This window comes from Dyadobacter psychrotolerans, from assembly GCF_004349265.1.
GTDB lineage: Bacteria > Bacteroidota > Bacteroidia > Cytophagales > Spirosomataceae > Dyadobacter > Dyadobacter psychrotolerans.
Genome location: NZ_SMFL01000004.1, coordinates 660,633 through 680,442, shown reverse-complemented (window position 1 = coordinate 680,442; position 19,810 = coordinate 660,633). Strand labels below are relative to the sequence as shown.

Below are 19,810 nucleotides of genomic sequence, written 5' to 3'. Positions count from 1 at the left end.
TTCCAAAGCCTTCAAATAAGACGCATCGGTTTTCTTTTTCATAGTAGTTCTGTTATAAAATGAAAGGGAAAAATAAGGTCTTAACCGGTGCTTAAAGTACCACCGGTTCATTTGGCGAAGTTCTGTCTGCGAGATGTGGAGACTCTGTTGGATCTCAAATTGACTGGATAACTCTGCACGGTAAATTTCCACAACTTTTCTCTTAAAAAGTACAGATCGTCTGCTTTTTTTATTTCTTTGTAAGTCATTAACATTCATAATGTTACAAGTTAAGTGTACACTTAAAATAGTAGCATATGATTTGTTTTATAATTTATATTATGTTAAATAGAATTTGATGCAATTTAAAAGGGACATTGTGCATGTCCCTTTTAAATTGATACTTCCTATTTGCTATTCTTCAACACATGCTACTTTCTTTTCCGCAAATTGTTCAAGAACACTGTTAACAGTCGCAAGATTTTCTTTTGCTTCTGCTTCGTCTTTTGAAGCAATTGCTTTTTCGAAATAAGGTTTAGCTTTTTTGAATCTTCCGCAAACACGGCCTTCAACCTCTTTACCTCTTGCCTGATATTCAGTCATATTCATGTTATCAACTTCGCTTTTTAACAAAACCGCTTCGTTGAAATAAAATACGCCCAGGTTATAAAGTGCATCGTAGTTGGTTGCTTCCAACTCCAATACTTTTTTATAATTAGCCATAGCCTCGTTTGAAGCATTAACTTGTTTTGCTTTTAACTCAGTTAGCTCCTTTTCCAGAGCAGCATTGTCATTACCTTTAGCAGATTCCGTTGCCGTTTTAATGTTCCCTTCAATTGTAGCAATGGCAGTAACTGCTTCCTTCTTCTTAGCATTTACTTCATCCAGCTGACGTTTAAGATCCGCACTTTTCGGCTGTTTTTTCAACAGAGCAGAAATACGTTTTACCTCTCCGTCATAAACCTCAATTTTACCCTTTTCACTTTCAAGATTTTTGGTAAGACCAGCAACTTTTGTTGTACCAGTACCTAACTTACCCTGAACTTCCTTGATTTTGTCTAGCGCTTTTCTGTTTGTGTTATCATACAGAATTGCAAGGTTTACAATATTCTGAACATTACTTGGATCAGACTTCGAAAGTGCTGTTAACTCATTGATGGCCTGATCTTCTTTACCTGATGCCAACAGAATGTTAACAATCTCAGCTTTTAGATCCTTGTTCCCCGGAGACTTTTCCAGTCCCTTATTCAGAATCTCTGTCGCTTTGTCGAAATCGTTGTCAGCACGATATAGTTGAGCTAAGCTATAGTACACACTTGGATCTTTACCGCCATTAGCGATATATGTTCCAAATTGTGTCTTAGCCTCATCTTTTTTATCTATTTGCTGAGCTGCGATACCACCGTACAATGCAGCAGTAGTATCTTTTTTATTAACCTGCTGTGCCAATTGGAACATCTCCAAAGCACCTGCAAGGTTTTTAGTCTGATATTTTTCCGCTCCTTGTTTTACAAAAGCATTGAACAAAGATGTACCTTCTTCTCCATTCAAAACTTTCTGTGCATCCTTAGAGGATTTCCCTGGCTCCCCTTTTTTAGTAAGATCCAGTTCAACTACTTTTTTGTAAGCCTCAAATGCAGTTTTCGATGCACTTGAATCTACTTCCGAACCCTGCAATGCTATATTTTCGTAAAGTTTTGCACGTTCAAGCCAGAAAGCAGCTTTTGCACTATTTTTTGGATCGGCTACATCTTTATCACTTTTCTCTTTATCCTTACGGTATTGATCTACCATCGCCTTGTTGATAGCATCCTGCGAAAACGCAGTTAAGCTAACAAGGCTAAGTGCAGAAACAAAAAACATTTTTTTCATAAATCTTAACTTTTATTGTGATTGATAATTCGAAAAGCTAAATATAAATCAATAATTACAAATTCTACAAAAATCATACCTCTTCATCGGCATCATCCTCTTCCGAATCTGCGTCTGTTTCCTCCTCTTCATCGTCTGCGTCAATATCTGCATCCAATTCTGAGTCATTTGAATCAGCCAGATCTTCGTCAGCAAGTGCTATAATATCAGGTGATTTCGTAACGATTACATTTCCATCTTCATCCAGTTCTTCAACCTTTTCATCAGGATCTTTCAGGATACGGGTAACGGAAGTTATTTCATCAGAGTTATTTAGTCTGATCAATTTCACACCCTGCGTATTTCTACCGGCCTGACGGATATCAAGAACACTCATACGGATAGCAATACCATTTCTGGTAATGATCATCAGGTCATCCTGTTCTGTCACTTCACGGATCGCAACAAGTTTACCAACTTTCTCAGTGGCATTCATTGTTGAAACTCCTTTACCACCACGTTTGGTAACACGGTAACTTTCGATGTTAGACCTTTTACCAAAACCATTTTCAGAAACAACCAAAAGCTGAGCATCTTCGCGATTGATACACACCATCCCAATTACTTTATTGCCTTCATCCGTCAGGTTAATTCCGCGAACACCCGCAGCAGTTCTACCCATTGGTCTAACTCCTTTTTCATTAAATCGAACCGCGCGGCCCGCACTTGATGCAATTACAATATCATTATCGCCATTGGTCAAAGCTACGTCCAACAGACGGTCGCCTTCGTGAATTGAGATTGCAATAATTCCGTTTGTACGCGGACGTGAGTAAGCTTCAAGCAAAGTTTTCTTGATCGTACCCTGTTCTGTACACATAATAAGGTAGTTATTATTGATATAATCCTCATTAGTAAGCGTACGAACATTGATAACAGACCTTATCGAATCGCCGTTTTCCAAACTGATCAGATTTTGTATCGGCCTTCCTTTTGATATTTTACTACCCTCAGGAACTTCGTAAACCTTCATCCAGAACAACTTACCATACTCTGTAAAAATGAGCAGGTAATTGAGCATCGTTGCAGAGAATAAATGTTCGGTAAAATCAGAATCCTTGGTTTTCACACCACGGGACCCAACCCCTCCCCTTGTCTGCGTACGATATTCTGCCAGAGGTGTACGTTTAATATAACCTTCGTGCGAAATGGTAATTAACATTTCGTCATCCGGTATCATATCCTCATCGCTGAATTCCTCAGCAGCAAACTCAATCTGCGTACGGCGTTCGTCTCCGTAACGTTCTTTGATTTCGCCTAATTCTGTTTTAATAATCTCAAACTTGCGCCATTCGTTGGCAAGAATATCTCTTAAATCAGTGATAAGAATCATGATCTCTTCGTATTCTTTTACGATTTTGTCCCGTTCAAGACCGGTTAACCGCTGCAGACGAAGTTCAAGAATTGCTTTGGACTGAATTTCACTCAACTGAAACTGCTCCATCAAACCATTCTTGGCTGTTTCAGGATCCCGCGCATTTCTGATCAGGGTGATAACCGCATCGAGGTTGTCAAGTGCAATTAGCAAACCTTCCAAAATGTGCGCACGTTTTTCAGCTTCACGAAGTTCGTATTCTGTACGACGTGTAATGACAACGATCCGGTGCTCAACATAATGTTTAATCAGATCTTTCAGATTAAGCATCATCGGGCGTCCTTTTACAAGAGCAACGTTATTTACACCAAAAGAGGATTGCAACGGTGTGTACTTGTAAAGGTGATTCAGAACGATATTAGGTATTGCATCTTTTTTAAGATCAAAAACGATACGCATACCATCCCTATCCGATTCATCACGGATATCTGAAATTCCATCCAGTTTTTTATCATTAATAAGTCCGGCGATCCTCTCGATCATCGCAGCCTTATTGGTCATGTAAGGAATTTCAGTAATAATGATCTGCTCCTTACCTGTTTTAGAAACTTCAAAACTGGCTTTTGAACGGATGATGATACTTCCTCTACCCGTTTCGAGTGCTGAGCGAACTCCCTGATAACCGTATATAATTCCTCCTGTCGGGAAATCAGGTGCTTTTACATGTTCCATCAATTCAGGAACAGTAATATCATTGTTATCGATATAGGCAAGCACACCATTTACAACCTCGGTAAGGTTATGCGGCGCCATATTTGTTGCCATACCGACCGCAATACCGGAAGACCCGTTTACAAGAAGGTTGGGAAATTTAGCAGGAAGTACAGAGGGCTCTGTTAAGGAATCATCAAAGTTGGGTTGAAAATCAACGGTATCTTTACCCAAATCGTTTAATAATTCATCAGCAAGACGTTTCAGTCTGGCCTCAGTATAACGCATTGCTGCCGGGTTGTCGCCGTCAACCGAACCAAAGTTACCCTGGCCGTCTACAAGAGGATAACGCAACGACCATGGCTGAGCCATACGAACCATTGTGTTGTAAACCGATGAGTCACCGTGCGGGTGATACTTACCTAAAACCTCCCCTACTATACGTGCTGACTTTTTGTGGGACCTGTTGTAGTTAACCCCTAAATCTGACATACCGTATAACACACGGCGGTGTACAGGTTTTAAACCATCTCTTACATCGGGTAAAGCTCGGGAAATAATAACGGACATCGAATAATCAATGTACGCGCCCCGCATTTCATCCTCAATATTGATGGGGATAATGTTTTCACTGGGAGATTCTGCCATAGATAATCAGAAAAGAATCGAAATTTAATTGTGGTACGCTTCAATAACAATACGCACAAGGTTAGTCAAAATTGTAAAATCTAAAGCTCAAATTTCGTCATTTTTGGGCACTCTAACAAACTATCTGTAACCTATTAACCATGTTCTTTTGTATTATGATGATTTTATGGATCTTACACGTACGCATCTGAGAAAAAACTTAAAAGTGATATGAACATTAAATTTATCACCAAAGTCTCTTCTATCTTAAAGTTAACTTCGCAACCCATTTCCCATGCCATTATTACTGACTTTCCTGGCTATTCTTTTGCTGATTTTATTAATAGCCTGGCTGAAAATCGATACGTTCATTTCATTTCTTTTAGTTTCCATCGCGCTTGGCTTATCCAGCGGACTTGATGTTCCGTCTGTGAGCAGGGCCATTCAAAAAGGAGTTGGCGGCACGCTGGGAGACCTTGTCCTAATTGTAGGATTTGGAGCCATGTTGGGAAAGCTGGTAGCAGACAGCGGAGCTGCACAGCGAATTACCGACGCGCTGATTGGTATTTTCGGAAAAAGATATATCCAGTGGGGAATGGCTCTGGCTGGTTTTGTTATAGGGATTCCTTTGTTTTACAACGCTGGTTTTGTGATTGTAATACCACTTATTTTCATGATCAGTGCAACAGCCAGGCTACCGCTTTTGTACATTGGGATACCCATGCTATCTGCCTTATCCGTCGCTCATGGCTATCTCCCGCCGCATCCATCGCCGGCAGCAATTGCGAGTCAGCTTAACGCAGATATCGGTAAAACACTTCTTTACGGACTTATTGTCTCCATTCCCGCAATCGCCATAGCCGGGCCGATATTTGGCAGCACTTTAAAACGTTTTCAGCCAAAACCTGATACAGACCTTTTTGACGTCCGTCCCCGTCCGTCGTCAGAACTTCCCGGACTTGGAATTAGTGTTGTCACTGCACTTTTACCCGTTTTTTTACTTACTTCTATGTCTGCGCTAAAAAAAATGTATCCTGAGAATCCGGTTATCGGGCTTCTGGCCGAGCCTTACTTTGGCATGCTGCTCTCCGTTCTTTTCGCGGCTTACTCGCTTGGAATCCTGCGCGGTCTAAATATGAAAGCCATCAGCAAATCAATGGAAGAAGCATTTAAAGGTGTTTCTGTGATATTGCTAATCATAGCCGGTGCGGGGGTTTTCAAAGAGATTATGACTGCCAGCGGAGTGAGCACTTACATTGCGGAAAGTTTGAAAGGTGCAGATATTTCACCTTTGGTTTTAAGCTGGGCAATAGCTGCTCTGATTCGCGTATGTGTAGGATCAGCAACCGTTGCAGGACTTACTACAGTTGGTATTCTATTGCCCCTTTTAACCAACTCAACAGTTTCACCTGAATTACTGGTATTAGCCATCGGATCGGGAAGCCTGATGTTTTCACATGTCAATGATGGCGGATTCTGGCTCTTTAAAGAATATTTTAATTTAAGCATTAAAGATACCCTGCTTACTTGGTCGGTGATGGAAACAATCGTTTCAATTATGGGGCTTATTGGCGTTTTGATCCTAAATTTGTTCATTTAGCAGATTCGTCATTGATTTGCGTCAACAGAAGCTACTTTTTATCAGTTAAAACAAATACCAGTTATGTGGTTTCAACTCAACAACCCTGAGCAGGTTATATCTCCCTCTCTATTATTTTACAAAACCAGGATCGAAAATAACATCGACCGGATGATTAATATGGCAGGCAGTGCGGACCGGCTTATTCCACATGTCAAAACGCACAAATGTTCAGAGATCGTTCGCATTCAACTGGATAAGGGAATCAGCAAATTCAAATGCGCCACCATCGCAGAAGCCGAAATGCTTGCCAGAGCCGGAGCAAAGTGGATTCTGATTGCCTATCAGATGGTGGGACCAAATCTGCAGCGTATAATAAAATTGAAAAAAACTTTTGCCGATGTAACGATATCATCTCTAATCGATAATGAAAAGTCTGCCGAACAGTTACAAAGCATTTCGGTTGAAAACGATCTGGTCTCCTCTGCGTTTATTGATGTTAACGTGGGCATGGATCGGACCGGACGGATAACTGATTTTAGCCTGCTTTCGTTATTCCGGGATCTGGAAAGTTTGCCTAACATTTCAGTTGAGGGAGTACATATTTATGACGGGCATATTCGAAATCAAGAATTCGCTGACAGAAAACTGGCGAGTGATGAGGCATTTGAAAAGGTACTTCCATTGTTAGATCTGATAACTAAAAATCAGGAGCATAAACCAATGGTAATTGCCGGAGGCTCTCCAACCTTTACTGTACATAAATCCAGAACCGACATTTTCCTAAGTCCTGGAACCAATGTGCTCTGGGATTGGGGTTATGGTGCCAACTTGCAGGATCAGCCATTTTTACATGCTGCGCTCATCCTAACCCGGGTTGTGTCAAAACCTTCATCCGGCATAATTACGATTGATCTTGGTCATAAGGCTGTTGCTGCTGAAAATCCGGTAGACAAGCGGTTCCAACTGCTGAATCTTACCAACTATTCGGTAGTCGGCCAGAGTGAGGAACACGGCGTAATTAGGGTTGGCGAACAGGCATGGGAAAACATTCAGATCGGCGATGTGCTTTATGCGCTACCCTACCACATATGTCCGTCCGTAGCATTACACGATTTTGCCTCTGTAGTGGATAGCGGAGATGTTACAGCTGAATGGAAAATCAGCGCAAGATCCCGGCGACTGACAATCTGATATTTTTGTTTGTATTTCAAAAATCTAAAATATTCTTTCCACCAATCATCAGTTTTATCACCACTTAAAGGCATAAATCACCTTCGGGCGCTGATTTAATAACAATTAACATTTGCTTAAAGTAATTGTCGGGAAAGCTTTGCAACTTTCCGCCCAGATCGAAAGTATTACCATATACGAGATCACAATATATATTTTACCAAAAACGAATCTTTATTTGGAATCATTATAAATTATTTGCAGTTTTGATTATTGTCTTCCTTTATAACAAAGAGAAGACACCTTACATTTTTCCTATTAAGTAAATGAGTTCAAAATATAAGATTTCCTTCCGCACAAAATTAAAAAACAGCCGTTCCTTTCAACGGCTGCATGATTGCCTCAAACAGCTCAACGTAAAACACTGGGCTTACGATTTTCAGGATTTACTGCTTACACTTACTTCTGAGCTTCCGGATTTTAAGAGAATTCAGGCTGCATTACAGTCAGCAGGTTATGTATGTCATTTTGTAAAACTTGAAAACCTGAACGAAGACGGGCACTTTGTTCTTTCCTGATTTGGACAAACAATAAAATGGTGATAACTTCTCAGCAGAGAAACTATCACCATTTTTCATTTACTCCCTATTATTCAGTAACGGACGAAACCATAAAACTCAGGAAATGAAATACTTCCTCCTGGTTTCGGATATGATTTCTTGCCGCTGACAAATCTTCACCTACTTTAATCGTATACGAAGTTTCCGGCAAGACCTCGAACATGTCCTCATCGGTGGTATCATCGCCAATCGCTAAAATAAAGTCGTAATCCGCACCATCTACAAAACTTCTTGCAGCGGTGCCTTTATTAAAGGCTGTCTTTTTAACTTCAACCACCTTATTGCCGTCGATAATCTGAAGGTTCAGCTCGGGCTGTATAAAATTTTTGAGCTGCCAGGTTAATTCCTGGGCTCTTCTGGCGGCATAATCCTTATCGTCCGCAGTGCGATAGTGCCAGGCTAGTGAAGTTTCCTTTTCTTCAACAAAGGCGCCTGGGCACCTTTTTGCATACATGGTAAGAATCGGCTTGATACTCTCTTTCCAATTCTCTTCATAATTCTCATTTAGCGTCCATTCATCGTCTCCTTTCACCTTGATGAGCGCTCCATGTTCAGCAATGATGTGAACTGGTAAATTCAGAAATGTGGTATCCAAAAAACGTCTGTCCCGGCCGCTGATGATGACAACGGTATCTCTTTTAGCGATGTCAAGTATCAATTTTTTGACATCTTCCGAAACAATAGCCTGCGAAGGATCAGAAACGATCGGCGCCAGCGTACCGTCATAGTCAAAAAAAAGAATTCTCTTCGATGACTTTTCGTAAGCAATTCTTATCGCATCGATTCCTTTATTAGTCAAAAAGACTTGTTTTAGCCTTTCATGTTCTTGTTCCAGCATAATCATTTGAGTAAAAAAATCATTGGTCCATGCAAATACATCATAATCGCGGATCCTTTCCCGCATGGCCGTCATTCGTTTTATTTGTTCCTTTTCGGGCATTTTGAAAGCTTCTTCAATTGCATCAGCAATACCCTGATTATCAAGTGGATTAATAATAAGCGCCTCGCCCAACTCTGCTGCCGCACCAGCCATCTCACTGAGGATAAGGATACCCTTAACGTCCTGCCGACTTGCCACATATTCCTTGCAAACCAGATTCATCCCGTCCCGTACAGGTGTTATCAGTGCCACATCGCTTGCTGTATACATGCCAACCAGTTCAGAATAAGACATTGACCGGTATTGATAAATAATGGGCTGCCAATAAATATTCCCAAAATTGGCGTTGATTGCTCCTACGGTTTGATCAATATCCATCTTCATGTTCTGGTATTGCTCGATGGTGTCACGGGAAGGAACGACCACCATCACAAATGAAACTCTTTCATGCCATTCCGGGTATTGTTCCAAAAACCTTTTAAAACCATTTAGCCGGTGGAGAATTCCTTTTGAGTAGTCCAACCGATCGACTGAAAAAATAATCTTTTCTTTCAAAGATTCCCTTGCTTCACTTCTCGCAAGGGCTACCTCGGGATCATTATAGGAATTGTTAAATTTGCCAAAATCAATGCTGATCGGAAACGAGTCAACCTTTACAATCCGGTTACTCATATTAATATAATGCAGCTTATTACCGTACCCAGACACAAGACGGGCCGCTTTCAGAAAGTATTCTACGTAATCGTTGGTATGAAAACCGACTACGTCAGCTCCGAGCATCCCATCAACGAGCGCTTTACGCCATTTAACAGGTAGCATACGGAAAAGTTCGAAGGATGGAAAAGGAATATGGAAGAAGAATCCGATTTTGTTATCCGGATATTTTTGCCTGATCATTTCCGGCAAAAGCATCAGCTGATAATCCTGAACCCAAACCACATCACCAGGCTGAATTACTTCATCCAACTTCTCAAAAAACAATTTATTTGCTATCTGATAAGCCTCAAAATAAGCATCATCAAACCGGGCAAGAGATGGAAAATAATGGCATAGCGGCCATAACAGGTTATTGCAAAAGCCTTCGTAGTAATTTTCGTTGACATCATCGTTTATAAATACCGGATGCGCCTGAAAGGAATCGTTTGCGAGCGACTGGCCTTCCAGTTCTTCCCGCGTATTCTCACTAAATCCAATCCACTGTATTTTATCATCCGATTTGAACATGGAATCTTCCTGTTCATTTACCAGGGAAAGTACTGCAGACACAAGTCCGCCTGAGTTTTGGAAGAGCTGCACCTGATCATTTTCACGTACAATTTTGAATGGTAATCGATAGGCAACAATGATTAATCTTCCTGAATTTTCTGTTTGTTTTAAATCTTTCATAAGCTTCAAAGCAGTCGGACTCTGACCGCATTTGATTAAATATAAGAAAATAGGTCTAAAAAAGGAAGTTTTGAACGAACTACTTTAGAAAATCCAAGTCCGGAAAGCAAGAAAATATTCCGCATTCAGCCAGTTTAATAGTAATTTATTTAAACACTTTTCGCCTTTTTATCCTCCTTTACGTAACTATGTTTCATGAGCACAAACCATGCCAGATTTACGCTATTGAACTTAAAGTGCAACAGAAGTGGCAGATTATGATAATCGGAGAACAATTGTTTTTTGAAAACACAATAAAAAAAGCCGGATCGACTGATCCGGCTTTTGAACTAAGCATATTGCCTTTTACAGTGGATTTTGAGCCACAAGGCCATTTGAATTATTAATTTCATCCTGAGGAATCAGAAACTGCCATCTTTTGTCATTGGCAGGCACATCAAGAATTCCATTTGTGAAAGTCGCGCTGTGGTTTCCGCCGTTCCTGTTTAACGGACTGTTAGTACGTTTCAAGTCATAGAAACGGAAGCCTTCTCCCCATAATTCAGCCCGGCGTTGTAACATAATTTCCTCTATAAGTGCTGCAGCTGTTTTTGTAGAAAGCACATAAGATGGATCACGGTTTACAGCCAGTTGATAAAGTACAGCTGCCGCTTCAGTATTTTTGTTCTGACGGGCCAAAGCCTCCGCTTCTACCAGATACATTTCTGCGGTACGCATGTAAGGAACATCTCCTATACTTAGTGACGCATCAGCAACTTTGAATTTCTTAGACAGATATTTATAACGCTGAAAAGTTGAAGCAGGCAATGGAAAATCAACTGTGTTTGTTCCTGTCGGATCCCACAACTTCTTGCGAACATCGGTCGCGCTGATTTTATCATACAGTACGGAAAACATCACTTTCGGCGTGGAACGGATCGCTGTTGAGTTGTAATTACTCGACATATATGCAAAAAACGAATAGAAGTAGTTGGTTTGATCCGAAACGATACGGGATGACCACAACCATTCTCTGTTGTCGTAGTTGTTAAATCCACCAAGATATTCTGCATTTGTCATCAGTGTAAAACCCTGCCTTGCTTCCTGAGCAGCCGTAACGGCCGAGGCATAATCCTGCTGGGTTAAGGATACCCGCGCCTTGATACCTTTCGCGACGTTCACGTTAAAGTGAGACTTGTTCGCTCTTGTATACCCCGCAAATAAAGCGATCGCGTCGTTAAGGTCTGTGTTTATCTGTGCATAAACTTCTGCAACTGTATTACGCGGTTTTGCCTCGGTGGATGGCTCCAATACCAATGGAATACCGGGACCGCTGTTAGCTGCACCAGCAACAAAACGTTCTCCAAACAACTGTACGGCCTGAAAGTATGCCCATGCACGATAAGTAAGTGCCTCAGCTTTGATCGCCTTTTTGTCTGCCTCTGCCCCTTCGGCCAGGTCAATGTTAGCAATGATCATATTGGCATTGCTAATAATCATGTAATAAAATGTGTAGTTGTAATAAACCATGGAACTGTTCGAATTCCTGTGGCTTATCCACTGATATTCCGATCTGAACCAGCTGTTGGATACGTTCGGAAAAACGAGGTCGTCACCAAGAACATCAACATAGATCATATTACCGGACTGTCCGCCCTGTGATTGTGTGCTGAAGATCTGTGAATACATCAAACGGTGAATTCCATTTAAAGCTGCCCAGGCATTTTTAGTAGTTTTAAATGCATCACCGGTTGACACCTGATCTGTGGGAGCCGTCTCAAGAAAATCTTCCTTACAGGCTGTGAACGCCAGAAGCATCGCCAGTACGAAAATTCCTCTTTTAAATATATTTTTCATTTTGTTTAATTTAAAAATCCAGACAATTAAAATTTCAATTTCGCTCCAACAGAAAGGACCTTGTTAAAGTTGTAAGAGTTAGAAACTATTCCGTTGAAAGAACCGGTTACGTTCATTCCTTTGCGGTGAGAAAGTAAACCAAGGTTTTCTCCCGAAACAAAAATGCTTGCATCCTTGGCAGCAATACGACTCATTACTACTGCAGGGATTTTATAACTCAGCGTCACATTGTTCAACATCAGGTATGATGCGTTTGTCAGATAACGGGAACTTGCTCCGGCCTGGTTGACTACTGCACCGGCATCCAGACGGGAAACTTCCGTAACATCTCCCGGATTCTGCCATCTGTTCAGTGCGTCTATGTGCATTGCAGTTCCGTAAGTTCCTCCGTGCATCAGCCCCGCGTATGCGCCATCGTAAACTCTGCCACCAACCTGATAAGTTAACAGGAATGTAAGTGAAAGATCTTTGTAGCTGAGGTTATGCGTCATAGAACCGTAAAACTTAGGAATCGCCGATTGTCCAACATATCTCAGGTTTGCCTCAGAGTGTATCGTTGTAAGCGTATCATTACCGATAATTTTTGTATTTGCGTTTGAAATATTCGTCTTATAAAGCGACAAGCCTGTTTCGGCATCCACTCCATAAAAGTCACGCAGATAAAAATCATAGATTGAATGACCAACACTGTATGCTTTTGTTCCGTCAATAATCAGCTTTTGGGTTTCCGGCATTTTGGTAATGCGGTTCTTAACTGTGGTCCAGTTTAAAGTTGTAGAGTAACTAAAATTTTCAGTTTTCACAATTTCACCCGTAATCTGGATCTCAAAACCTTTATTGTAGAGATTACCAATGTTTTTATCCACCTCAAACCCTCCAGTAGTTGTTCCGCCGTTGGACAGAGATAAGGGAACACTAAAAATCAAACCGTCGGTCATTCTCTTGAAGTATTCCACACTACCAGACAGGCGTCCGTTCAGGATTGTGAAGTCAATACCTGCGTCGAAATTCTTTGCAGACTCCCAGGTAAGCTCATTATTAGCAATAGATGCCTGGATGAAACCCGGCTCACCGGCATTGTTACGTCCCAGGTTGTACAGAGCCTGATATGGATAATAGCCCAGACCTCCATCATTACCAACAACACCATAAGAGGTCCGTAGTTTTAGTAAGTCAATCCATGATACACGGAAGAAATCTTCTCTGTCCAAGTTGTATCCAGCGCCGACAGACCAAAAATTAGCCCAGCGTACGTCTTTATAAAATCTTGAGTTTCCGTCTCTTCGCAAAGAAGCACTAAGGATATATTTTTTATCAAAATCATAACTGGCGCGTGAGAAGAAACTTTCAATTCCATGATTGTCTTCATAAGAAGACAGGGAAAGCACGGTTGCAAAGTTTGGCAATTCGGTGATACCATCAACGATTACGCCTGTACGACCACCGGTCAGCTCATTGTATTTGTAGGAATAATTTTCATGTCCTGCCAAAACGTTGAGCTGATGCTTACCAAATGCTTTGTCAAATTCAAGCAGCTGGTTCCAGGTGTAACTTGTAGTCCGGTAAAGATCATGGTAAGCACGACCAGCCGGAGCTCCGTCTCCAATGATTGCATTGTCGAACCTACGATAATGCGTGTCCTGTAAGTCGAAACTTAGATTTGAGGTGGCCTTCAAAAATGGCAGAATGTTTACCGTAGCAAATGTTCTGGCTCCAACTGTACCGCGAACCTGATATTTTTGATTCAATTCATTTTCCCAGATTGCATGCCGCCCGGGAGTGTATGGTCTGCTGTCACCCTGGTCGTAGACCTTGTTCCCGTTCTCGTCAAGTACATAAGCACCCGTTGTCGCATCATGTTTATAAACCGGATAAATCGGGCCGATAAACCGGGAAATATTAAATGGGTTTACAATAGAGGTACTTGCGTCCTCAAGACCATCAACATTAGACATTGCGTAAGATGCATTGATATTGATCCCGGTTTTAAGCCACTTTGTTGCCTGCGTATTAACATTCACTCTACCGGTAAAACGTTTAAAATCAGATTTGATCAAATATCCCTTCTCGCTTGTGTAACCAAGAGATACGAAATAATCAGACTTTGCCGATCCCCCGTCATAAGATAAAACATAATTTTGGCGGCTTTTACCACCTCTTTGCAGTGCTTTCGACCAATTCAAATCATCACCATAAAGCAATTGTGCATTTGGGTTAAGTGCCCCATTTACATCAACTATCTGATTAGCAGCCACGTTGAAAGGATTGTAACCAAGCAGACTGGCAATACCTGAATACGTTTTTCCTGCATAAGATGTCGTCAAACCGGATGCGATGCTGTTCGCTGTTTCGCGGGGAATCAGTGTAGCACCGTATAGAAGGTTATTTCTATAGGCCTCCCACATCAACGGATAGTACTGTTGCGCACTTACTGTCTCATATTCCGGCAAACCTCTGCTAATCGATCCTCCAGAAGCACTTAAACTAAAATTGCTCCTACCCACCTTACCTTTTTTTGTTGTAATGAGAACAACTCCGTTTGCTCCCCGTGAACCGTATATAGCAGTTGTGGAGGCATCTTTCAGAACAGAAATTGATTCAATATCATCCGGATTCAGGTTCGAAGTGCTACCGCTGTAAGGTACACCATCTACAACATACAGAGCCGAATTTGAAGCTGAAATCGAACCAAAGCCCCGAACACGTATTGTTGGAGCTGAACCGGGAGCCCCGCCTGACATGGTCGTTTGAACCCCAGGTGCCGCACCGACTAAAGAATTTAATGCGTTGGAATTTGGGCGCTTTTCAATATCACCTGCACCGACCTGTGCTGAAGAGCCGGTAAATGTTGTTTTGTTCACAGTTCCGTAACCAATGACAACCGCCTCTTCCATCATTTTGACATCCTGCTCCAATTTGATATCAACAACTGTTCGTTTGTCGGCGTTAACTTCTTTTGAAAGAAATCCGATAAAGCTGACAATAAACACCCGGTTTTCACCGGAAATACTGATACTGTATTTTCCGTCAGAATCAGTTACAGTCCCGTTGGTTGTTCCTTTTACAAGAAGATTTACACCAGGTAACGGTGACCCGTCTTCGGCAGAAGTAACAGTACCTCTGATAGTTGATTGAGCTTGGAGAAGGCCGACACCTAACAGAAATGTCAGGCAGACATGCAGAATTCTCTTCATAATTTAATTGTTTGGTTAGATAATTGTTATGCTAAATGTTAACACAAAGTTAATCTAAAAAGATATGAAAAATATGCTTTAAACAATATTCACCTACCTATACTAATCTATCGGACTAGTATATTTTTTACATTTACGATGAATATCTGTCATGTTAAGGCACCATAGAATGTTTATAAATTACTAATTAACAATTATTTATTAGTTAAAACACTTAAAATTAGTAGGCATGATGACAATTACCGTTTCGCAGACTGATTAAAACTTCTGGAAGTCAGTTTAGGACTATTCTTCTAATTGAAATATCAGCTTTTTCGACTTGCCCGCATACGAGCATCCTGCCCGCGGGGTTGTTTGTCGCAGTCAGAGCAGGAATCAGAAAAATAGTTTATTTGATAATCAGTAGGTAAATCTGGCAACAACAGCTTCACGCAATTTTGGATTGTACTCTAACTGATTTTCAATGAAGAGATCTATACCGCCATATTTTTTATCAATCACATTAAAAACCGCATTGATAAAACTTTCGTCGACGGTCATAAAAACCTGAATTGCCTTTAGATCCATTTTAGGTTTAATCACTTTGGCAAACTTTGCTTTTGACATTAGCTTTTGAGTTTTCTTCTGGCGGTAGTAATTGGACATGAGGAACTCATTCACAATTGTATCCCTGTCCACCTTTAAGATAGCCAGGATCAAAGCTGAAACAATACCGGTCCTGTCTTTGCCGGCGGAGCAGTGATAAAGTACTGGCTGCTCTGAATCGAGAATACGGTGAATGATACTGCGCATGGAATCAAGATTGACGGTGACCGCATCTTCATAAAATCGTATGGTCTGTTCTTTTGCCTGTTCTTCGGATATAGCACCATTAAGCACCTTTTTGCGCAGCTGTGCAATCTGACCTTCCCGGTCGGTAACCGTTGGCGTGTGAATGTATGTTACGTTTGCAGGAAGACGATCCTCTTTGCCGATTATTTCATGATCCGTGCGAAGATCCATAACGGTGGCGATATGCAGATCATTGAACTTTTGATAATCACCGGCATCAAGTTTTGACAAATTATCGGATCTGTATATTTTCCCCCAGCGAACTGTTTTACCATCTCTGGTAACCAGACCACCAAGGTCTCTGAAATTGACAGTATTTTTGAAATCGAAATGACGATTGGCAACAACTACTGTATCCTTTTCTGAAATCAGTTTATAGTAAGGTCTGGACGGCTGATCTTTTAAAGCCAGTGTGTTTTCGGTTTTACCAACTTTTAACTCCGGTTCATATTCTGCGGGCTTGGTCGAAACTTCAACGGCCGTGAGATGTTCTGATTTTGACAGATGCAGCGTATAGTTTTTTTTGTTATTGTGAACGTAAACATCTTCAACAAGCGTCTTTCTGTTAAATTTTTCAGGAAGCCTGGCGCATGACCAGAAGTTGGCAGCGAGAAAAACGCTGTAGATGCAGTAAGATAATTTTGACCATTTCGGCCCGGCGTTTGCAGGAGTATTCATACACTGACAACATCGTTTCCCGGAAATCGTTTCCCGGAAATCGTTTCCCGGAAACTCTCCAAAACAAACGGGTTTGATTAAAAACACAAACCTAAAAAAATCCTATGCACGCCACAAGTTTTTGACTTGATCCAAAAAGATTACAGAAGTTCCGGGTTAGAAAAATATCATTTAAACGAAAAAAGCACTTAGCAGTGATTGCTAAGTGCTTAATTTTAAGAGCCTCCAGTCGGGATCGAACCAACGACCTACTGATTACAAGTCAGTTGCTCTACCAGCTGAGCTATGGAGGCCTTTTTACTTGCTGATAGCGTTTGTTATTCCGTTATCATGGTGCAAAAGTAGTAGGAAACTCTATACAGCGCAAGTCTTTTTAAAACTATTTTAAAAGTTTTTTTCAACTTTTATATAGCTTCCTGAATTATAGATAGTTGATGTTTTAAATCTTCCAGCTGACTTAATGCAGTATTTATCTTTCTTTCGAATTCGGCTTTCAAACGATCAGAAGTTTTTGATTTTGCAAAGAACTCGATATTGTTCTGCCAAAGTGCGATGTCGTTTTCCAACTGCGTAGCTTTCCTGCGAATGTCACTTTCTTTTCTGAAAAGATTACGGCTGCTGTCACCACCATCACGAACAAGTTCTACTTCGCTTTCCAATACGGCCTGCTCTTTCTCTTTTGTAGAAAGCTGTCCAATGGCACTCACGTACGTATTGATCGCTGCTATGTAGCGTTTTTGTATCGACTGCATGTCCTTTTTGGGAACAAAACCAATCGATGACCATTCGCTCTTGAAAGCAGATAACAAATTCAGAGACGATTCATCTTTGCTGTTTGCTGCGAGTTCAATGCGCTCTATCAGATCCGTTTTCTTTTTTAAATTACCTTCAAACTCTTCTTCGACTTCTTTATTCTTTGCGCGCTTCTGGTTGAAGTAAGCATCACAAGCCTTCTTGAAACGATCATAAATCGTGTCCTTATATTTCTCAGGGACCTGGCCGACACCTTTCCACTTTTTCTGCAATTCAATAATCTTCTGGGTATTCGAAGCATTGTCATCACCCGTTTCGAGGATCGCCTCAGCATCTGCACACAGCTGGTTTTTCAATTCAAGATTTTGCTCCCTTTTGCCTTCAAGCTGACGGAAAAATTCCCCCTTGTTATTAAAAAAGGTTTTCAGACTAGCCCAAAACTTCTTGCTAAGGTCTTTACCTTCTTCTCTCGGCATGATCCCTTTTAAAGCAACCCATTGGTCCTGAAATGCCATGATCTCTTTTGTCTTGGCATTCCACTCCTTAATACTTCCTGAATTGTATGTCGTAAAGGGAACAATCTGCTCATAAATAGCCGCCTTTTGCTCAAAATTTTCCTGCATCGACTTCTTTTGCTCGGCAAACTGTCCGCGCTGTGCATCATACAGCACATCAAGCGCTACCTTGAAGCGCTGCCATAACTTCTCCTGATCTTCTTTTGGCGCCGGTCCAAGATGTTTATAATCTTCAAAGATGTGATTGGCCTCGTTCAATATTTCCCTTGACATCAGGCGGTTTTCTAATGACTTGCCAAGCTCTTCAACCTTCTCGCAAAGTTCTGCTTTTAGCTCCGCATTACGGCGGCGATCAAGCTCCTTCAATTCGAAGTAGATATTACGGTTGCTAAAATAGCGGTCAATTAAAGCATTATAGGTTGCCCAAAGTGTTCCGTTATGAGGAGACGCTATATTACCGGCAGATTTCCACTCGTCCTGGATCTTCTTGAATTCTTCCCAGCTTGTTTTAAGACCGGAAGCATCCGTTTCCCGTGTTCCCTCATCTTCAAGCAAAGATCTCAAACGCTGAAGCAAGGAAGTTTTTACATTAAAATTCTTTTCCTTTTCTTTTTCCTGATTTTGGTAAAAAGAGTTTTTAAGACCACGGATTTCACGGCTAAGAGAATCAATACGCTGCGTTTCGGCATCATACTTGTACTCAAAACCATCTTCGTCGCCGTTATCAGCAACAAATGCTTTTAACGCCGCTTCTCTGTCCGACAGTTTAATCTGATCCAGAACAGGACGAATTTCACGAACCACAGCTTCTGCTTTTTTCAAAAGTGCCGGTTTTGCACCTTCTCCATTTACAGCGGCCAGCTCATTTTCCAGAAGCTTAACAAGCTGCTCCTTGGAGAGTTGGCTGTAATCTACATCCGGCGTATGTTCCTCTTCATGCTCCTCAGCCAATTCATTGTTAAGATCAATTTCAAGGGTATCAATCGTTTTTTGTGTCAGGTCTTCCTGCGCGTTGCTTTCGACCCCTTCGTTTTGTTCTTGTGCCATCGTGATTCGTGTTTCGTACGTACGTTCTTATTGACTACAAATCTAACAATCTTTCCAATGAATTGGCTAATTTTGATTTCGTAACATTGAACATATTACCAGGAAATGAATCATAATATTGCAAATATTCGAAATGAATATACATTAAAAGGCCTGCACGAAGAAGATCTTGACCCGGATCCGCTTATTCAGTTTTCAAAATGGTTCGACGAAGCGGTTCTTTCAGGGCTTGATGAACCCAATGCCATGCTTTTGAGCACGCTACACGATACACGCCCATCGGCTAGAATCGTACTTTTGAAAGACCTGGATCACGGATTTAAATTTTTCACAAATTACTCAAGCAGCAAAGGAAAAGACATTGAAACCAACGCTCAGGTAGCATTAACCTTTTTTTGGAAGGAGCTTGAAAGACAGGTAAGAATTGAAGGTGTTGCTACCAAAACTTCCGAAGCAGAATCGGATGAATATTTCGCATCACGTCCGCGTGGCAGCCAGATTGGCGCATTGGTTTCAGCGCAAAGTGAAGTGATTGAAAACCGGGAGATTCTGGAAAACAAAAACCGGGATCTGGAGGCACAATTTAAAGGAAGGATCATTCCCCGTCCCGACCATTGGGGTGGATATCGCATCATTCCGGATTACATCGAATTCTGGCAGGGACGTCCCAGCCGGCTTCACGACAGACTGGCTTTTCAGAAAGTAGAATCGGGCGACTGGAAAATTGAGAGGCTTTCGCCTTGATTAAGTGGAGCCGTCATAAGCGGCCGTTGAA

At 41.3% G+C, this 19,810-nt stretch carries 11 protein-coding genes, 1 tRNA gene and 1 pseudogene; 4 read left to right on the top strand and 9 right to left on the bottom strand.

Annotated features, from left to right (window positions below; all coding sequences use genetic code 11):
* The 3 genes and pseudogenes from E0F88_RS34035 to gyrA all read right to left on the bottom strand — a co-directional run.
* Positions 1–258: pseudogene (locus tag E0F88_RS34035) on the bottom strand (hypothetical protein); the annotation flags it as partial.
* Positions 259–393: 135 nt separating this feature from the next.
* Positions 394–1,851 (bottom strand): tetratricopeptide repeat protein, encoded by a 1,458-nt coding sequence (locus E0F88_RS14485; RefSeq protein WP_131958962.1) that lies wholly within the window; start codon positions 1,849–1,851, stop codon positions 394–396.
* Positions 1,852–1,924: 73 nt separating this feature from the next.
* The gene (gene gyrA, locus E0F88_RS14480) at positions 1,925–4,564 is read right to left on the bottom strand and encodes a DNA gyrase subunit A (RefSeq protein ID WP_131958961.1); all 2,640 of its coding nucleotides are present in this window, start codon (positions 4,562–4,564) and stop codon (positions 1,925–1,927) included.
* Positions 4,565–4,838: 274 nt separating this feature from the next.
* On the opposite strand from gyrA, the gene E0F88_RS14475 reads away from it, so the two are divergent.
* The 3 genes from E0F88_RS14475 (at position 4,839) to E0F88_RS14465 (ending at position 7,873) form a co-directional block, all read left to right on the top strand.
* A complete protein-coding gene (locus tag E0F88_RS14475) occupies positions 4,839–6,143 on the top strand; it encodes a gluconate:H+ symporter (RefSeq protein WP_131958960.1) in 1,305 nt (434 codons plus the stop codon).
* 63 nt (positions 6,144–6,206) lie between these two features.
* Positions 6,207–7,316, top strand: coding sequence for a D-TA family PLP-dependent enzyme (locus E0F88_RS14470; protein ID WP_131958959.1), 1,110 nt, complete (start codon positions 6,207–6,209; stop codon positions 7,314–7,316).
* 305 nt (positions 7,317–7,621) lie between these two features.
* Positions 7,622–7,873, top strand: a complete 252-nt coding sequence (locus tag E0F88_RS14465; RefSeq protein ID WP_131958958.1) for a hypothetical protein — start codon at positions 7,622–7,624, stop codon at positions 7,871–7,873.
* Between the two features lie 70 nt (positions 7,874–7,943).
* Here the strand turns inward: E0F88_RS14465 and E0F88_RS14460 are convergent, their stop codons facing one another.
* The 6 genes from E0F88_RS14460 to E0F88_RS14435 form a co-directional block, all read right to left on the bottom strand.
* A complete protein-coding gene (locus tag E0F88_RS14460) occupies positions 7,944–10,181 on the bottom strand; it encodes a bifunctional alpha,alpha-trehalose-phosphate synthase (UDP-forming)/trehalose-phosphatase (RefSeq protein WP_131958957.1) in 2,238 nt (745 codons plus the stop codon).
* 345 nt (positions 10,182–10,526) lie between these two features.
* The gene (locus tag E0F88_RS14455; RefSeq protein ID WP_131958956.1) at positions 10,527–12,017 is read right to left on the bottom strand and encodes a RagB/SusD family nutrient uptake outer membrane protein; all 1,491 of its coding nucleotides are present in this window, start codon (positions 12,015–12,017) and stop codon (positions 10,527–10,529) included.
* A gap of 26 nt (positions 12,018–12,043) precedes the next feature.
* Positions 12,044–15,211, bottom strand: coding sequence for a SusC/RagA family TonB-linked outer membrane protein (locus tag E0F88_RS14450; RefSeq protein WP_131958955.1), 3,168 nt, complete (start codon positions 15,209–15,211; stop codon positions 12,044–12,046).
* Between the two features lie 399 nt (positions 15,212–15,610).
* On the bottom strand, positions 15,611–16,720 hold the full coding sequence (locus E0F88_RS14445) for a tyrosine-protein phosphatase (RefSeq protein ID WP_131958954.1): 1,110 nt from the start codon (positions 16,718–16,720) through the stop codon (positions 15,611–15,613).
* Between the two features lie 220 nt (positions 16,721–16,940).
* Positions 16,941–17,013, bottom strand: a tRNA-Thr gene (locus tag E0F88_RS14440).
* A 111-nt stretch (positions 17,014–17,124) separates the two neighbouring features.
* The gene (locus tag E0F88_RS14435; RefSeq protein ID WP_131958953.1) at positions 17,125–19,035 is read right to left on the bottom strand and encodes a DUF349 domain-containing protein; all 1,911 of its coding nucleotides are present in this window, start codon (positions 19,033–19,035) and stop codon (positions 17,125–17,127) included.
* Between the two features lie 105 nt (positions 19,036–19,140).
* Between E0F88_RS14435 and pdxH the strand changes: the two genes are divergently transcribed.
* Positions 19,141–19,779, top strand: a complete 639-nt coding sequence (gene pdxH, locus E0F88_RS14430; RefSeq protein WP_131958952.1) for a pyridoxamine 5'-phosphate oxidase — start codon at positions 19,141–19,143, stop codon at positions 19,777–19,779.
* Positions 19,780–19,810: the final 31 nt, after the last annotated feature.

Bases quoted from the DNA above. Each gene is read 5' to 3' on its own strand.
- E0F88_RS14485 (WP_131958962.1), bottom strand. From the start codon at position 1,851: ATGAAAAAAATGTTTTTTGTTTCTGCACTTAGCCTTGTTAGCTTAACT.
- gyrA (WP_131958961.1), bottom strand. From the start codon at position 4,564: ATGGCAGAATCTCCCAGTGAAAACATTATCCCCATCAATATTGAGGAT.
- E0F88_RS14475 (WP_131958960.1), top strand. From the start codon at position 4,839: ATGCCATTATTACTGACTTTCCTGGCTATTCTTTTGCTGATTTTATTA.
- E0F88_RS14470 (WP_131958959.1), top strand. From the start codon at position 6,207: ATGTGGTTTCAACTCAACAACCCTGAGCAGGTTATATCTCCCTCTCTA.
- E0F88_RS14465 (WP_131958958.1), top strand. From the start codon at position 7,622: ATGAGTTCAAAATATAAGATTTCCTTCCGCACAAAATTAAAAAACAGC.
- E0F88_RS14460 (WP_131958957.1), bottom strand. From the start codon at position 10,181: ATGAAAGATTTAAAACAAACAGAAAATTCAGGAAGATTAATCATTGTT.
- E0F88_RS14455 (WP_131958956.1), bottom strand. From the start codon at position 12,017: ATGAAAAATATATTTAAAAGAGGAATTTTCGTACTGGCGATGCTTCTG.
- E0F88_RS14450 (WP_131958955.1), bottom strand. From the start codon at position 15,211: ATGAAGAGAATTCTGCATGTCTGCCTGACATTTCTGTTAGGTGTCGGC.
- E0F88_RS14445 (WP_131958954.1), bottom strand. From the start codon at position 16,720: ATGAATACTCCTGCAAACGCCGGGCCGAAATGGTCAAAATTATCTTAC.
- E0F88_RS14435 (WP_131958953.1), bottom strand. From the start codon at position 19,035: ATGGCACAAGAACAAAACGAAGGGGTCGAAAGCAACGCGCAGGAAGAC.
- pdxH (WP_131958952.1), top strand. From the start codon at position 19,141: ATGAATCATAATATTGCAAATATTCGAAATGAATATACATTAAAAGGC.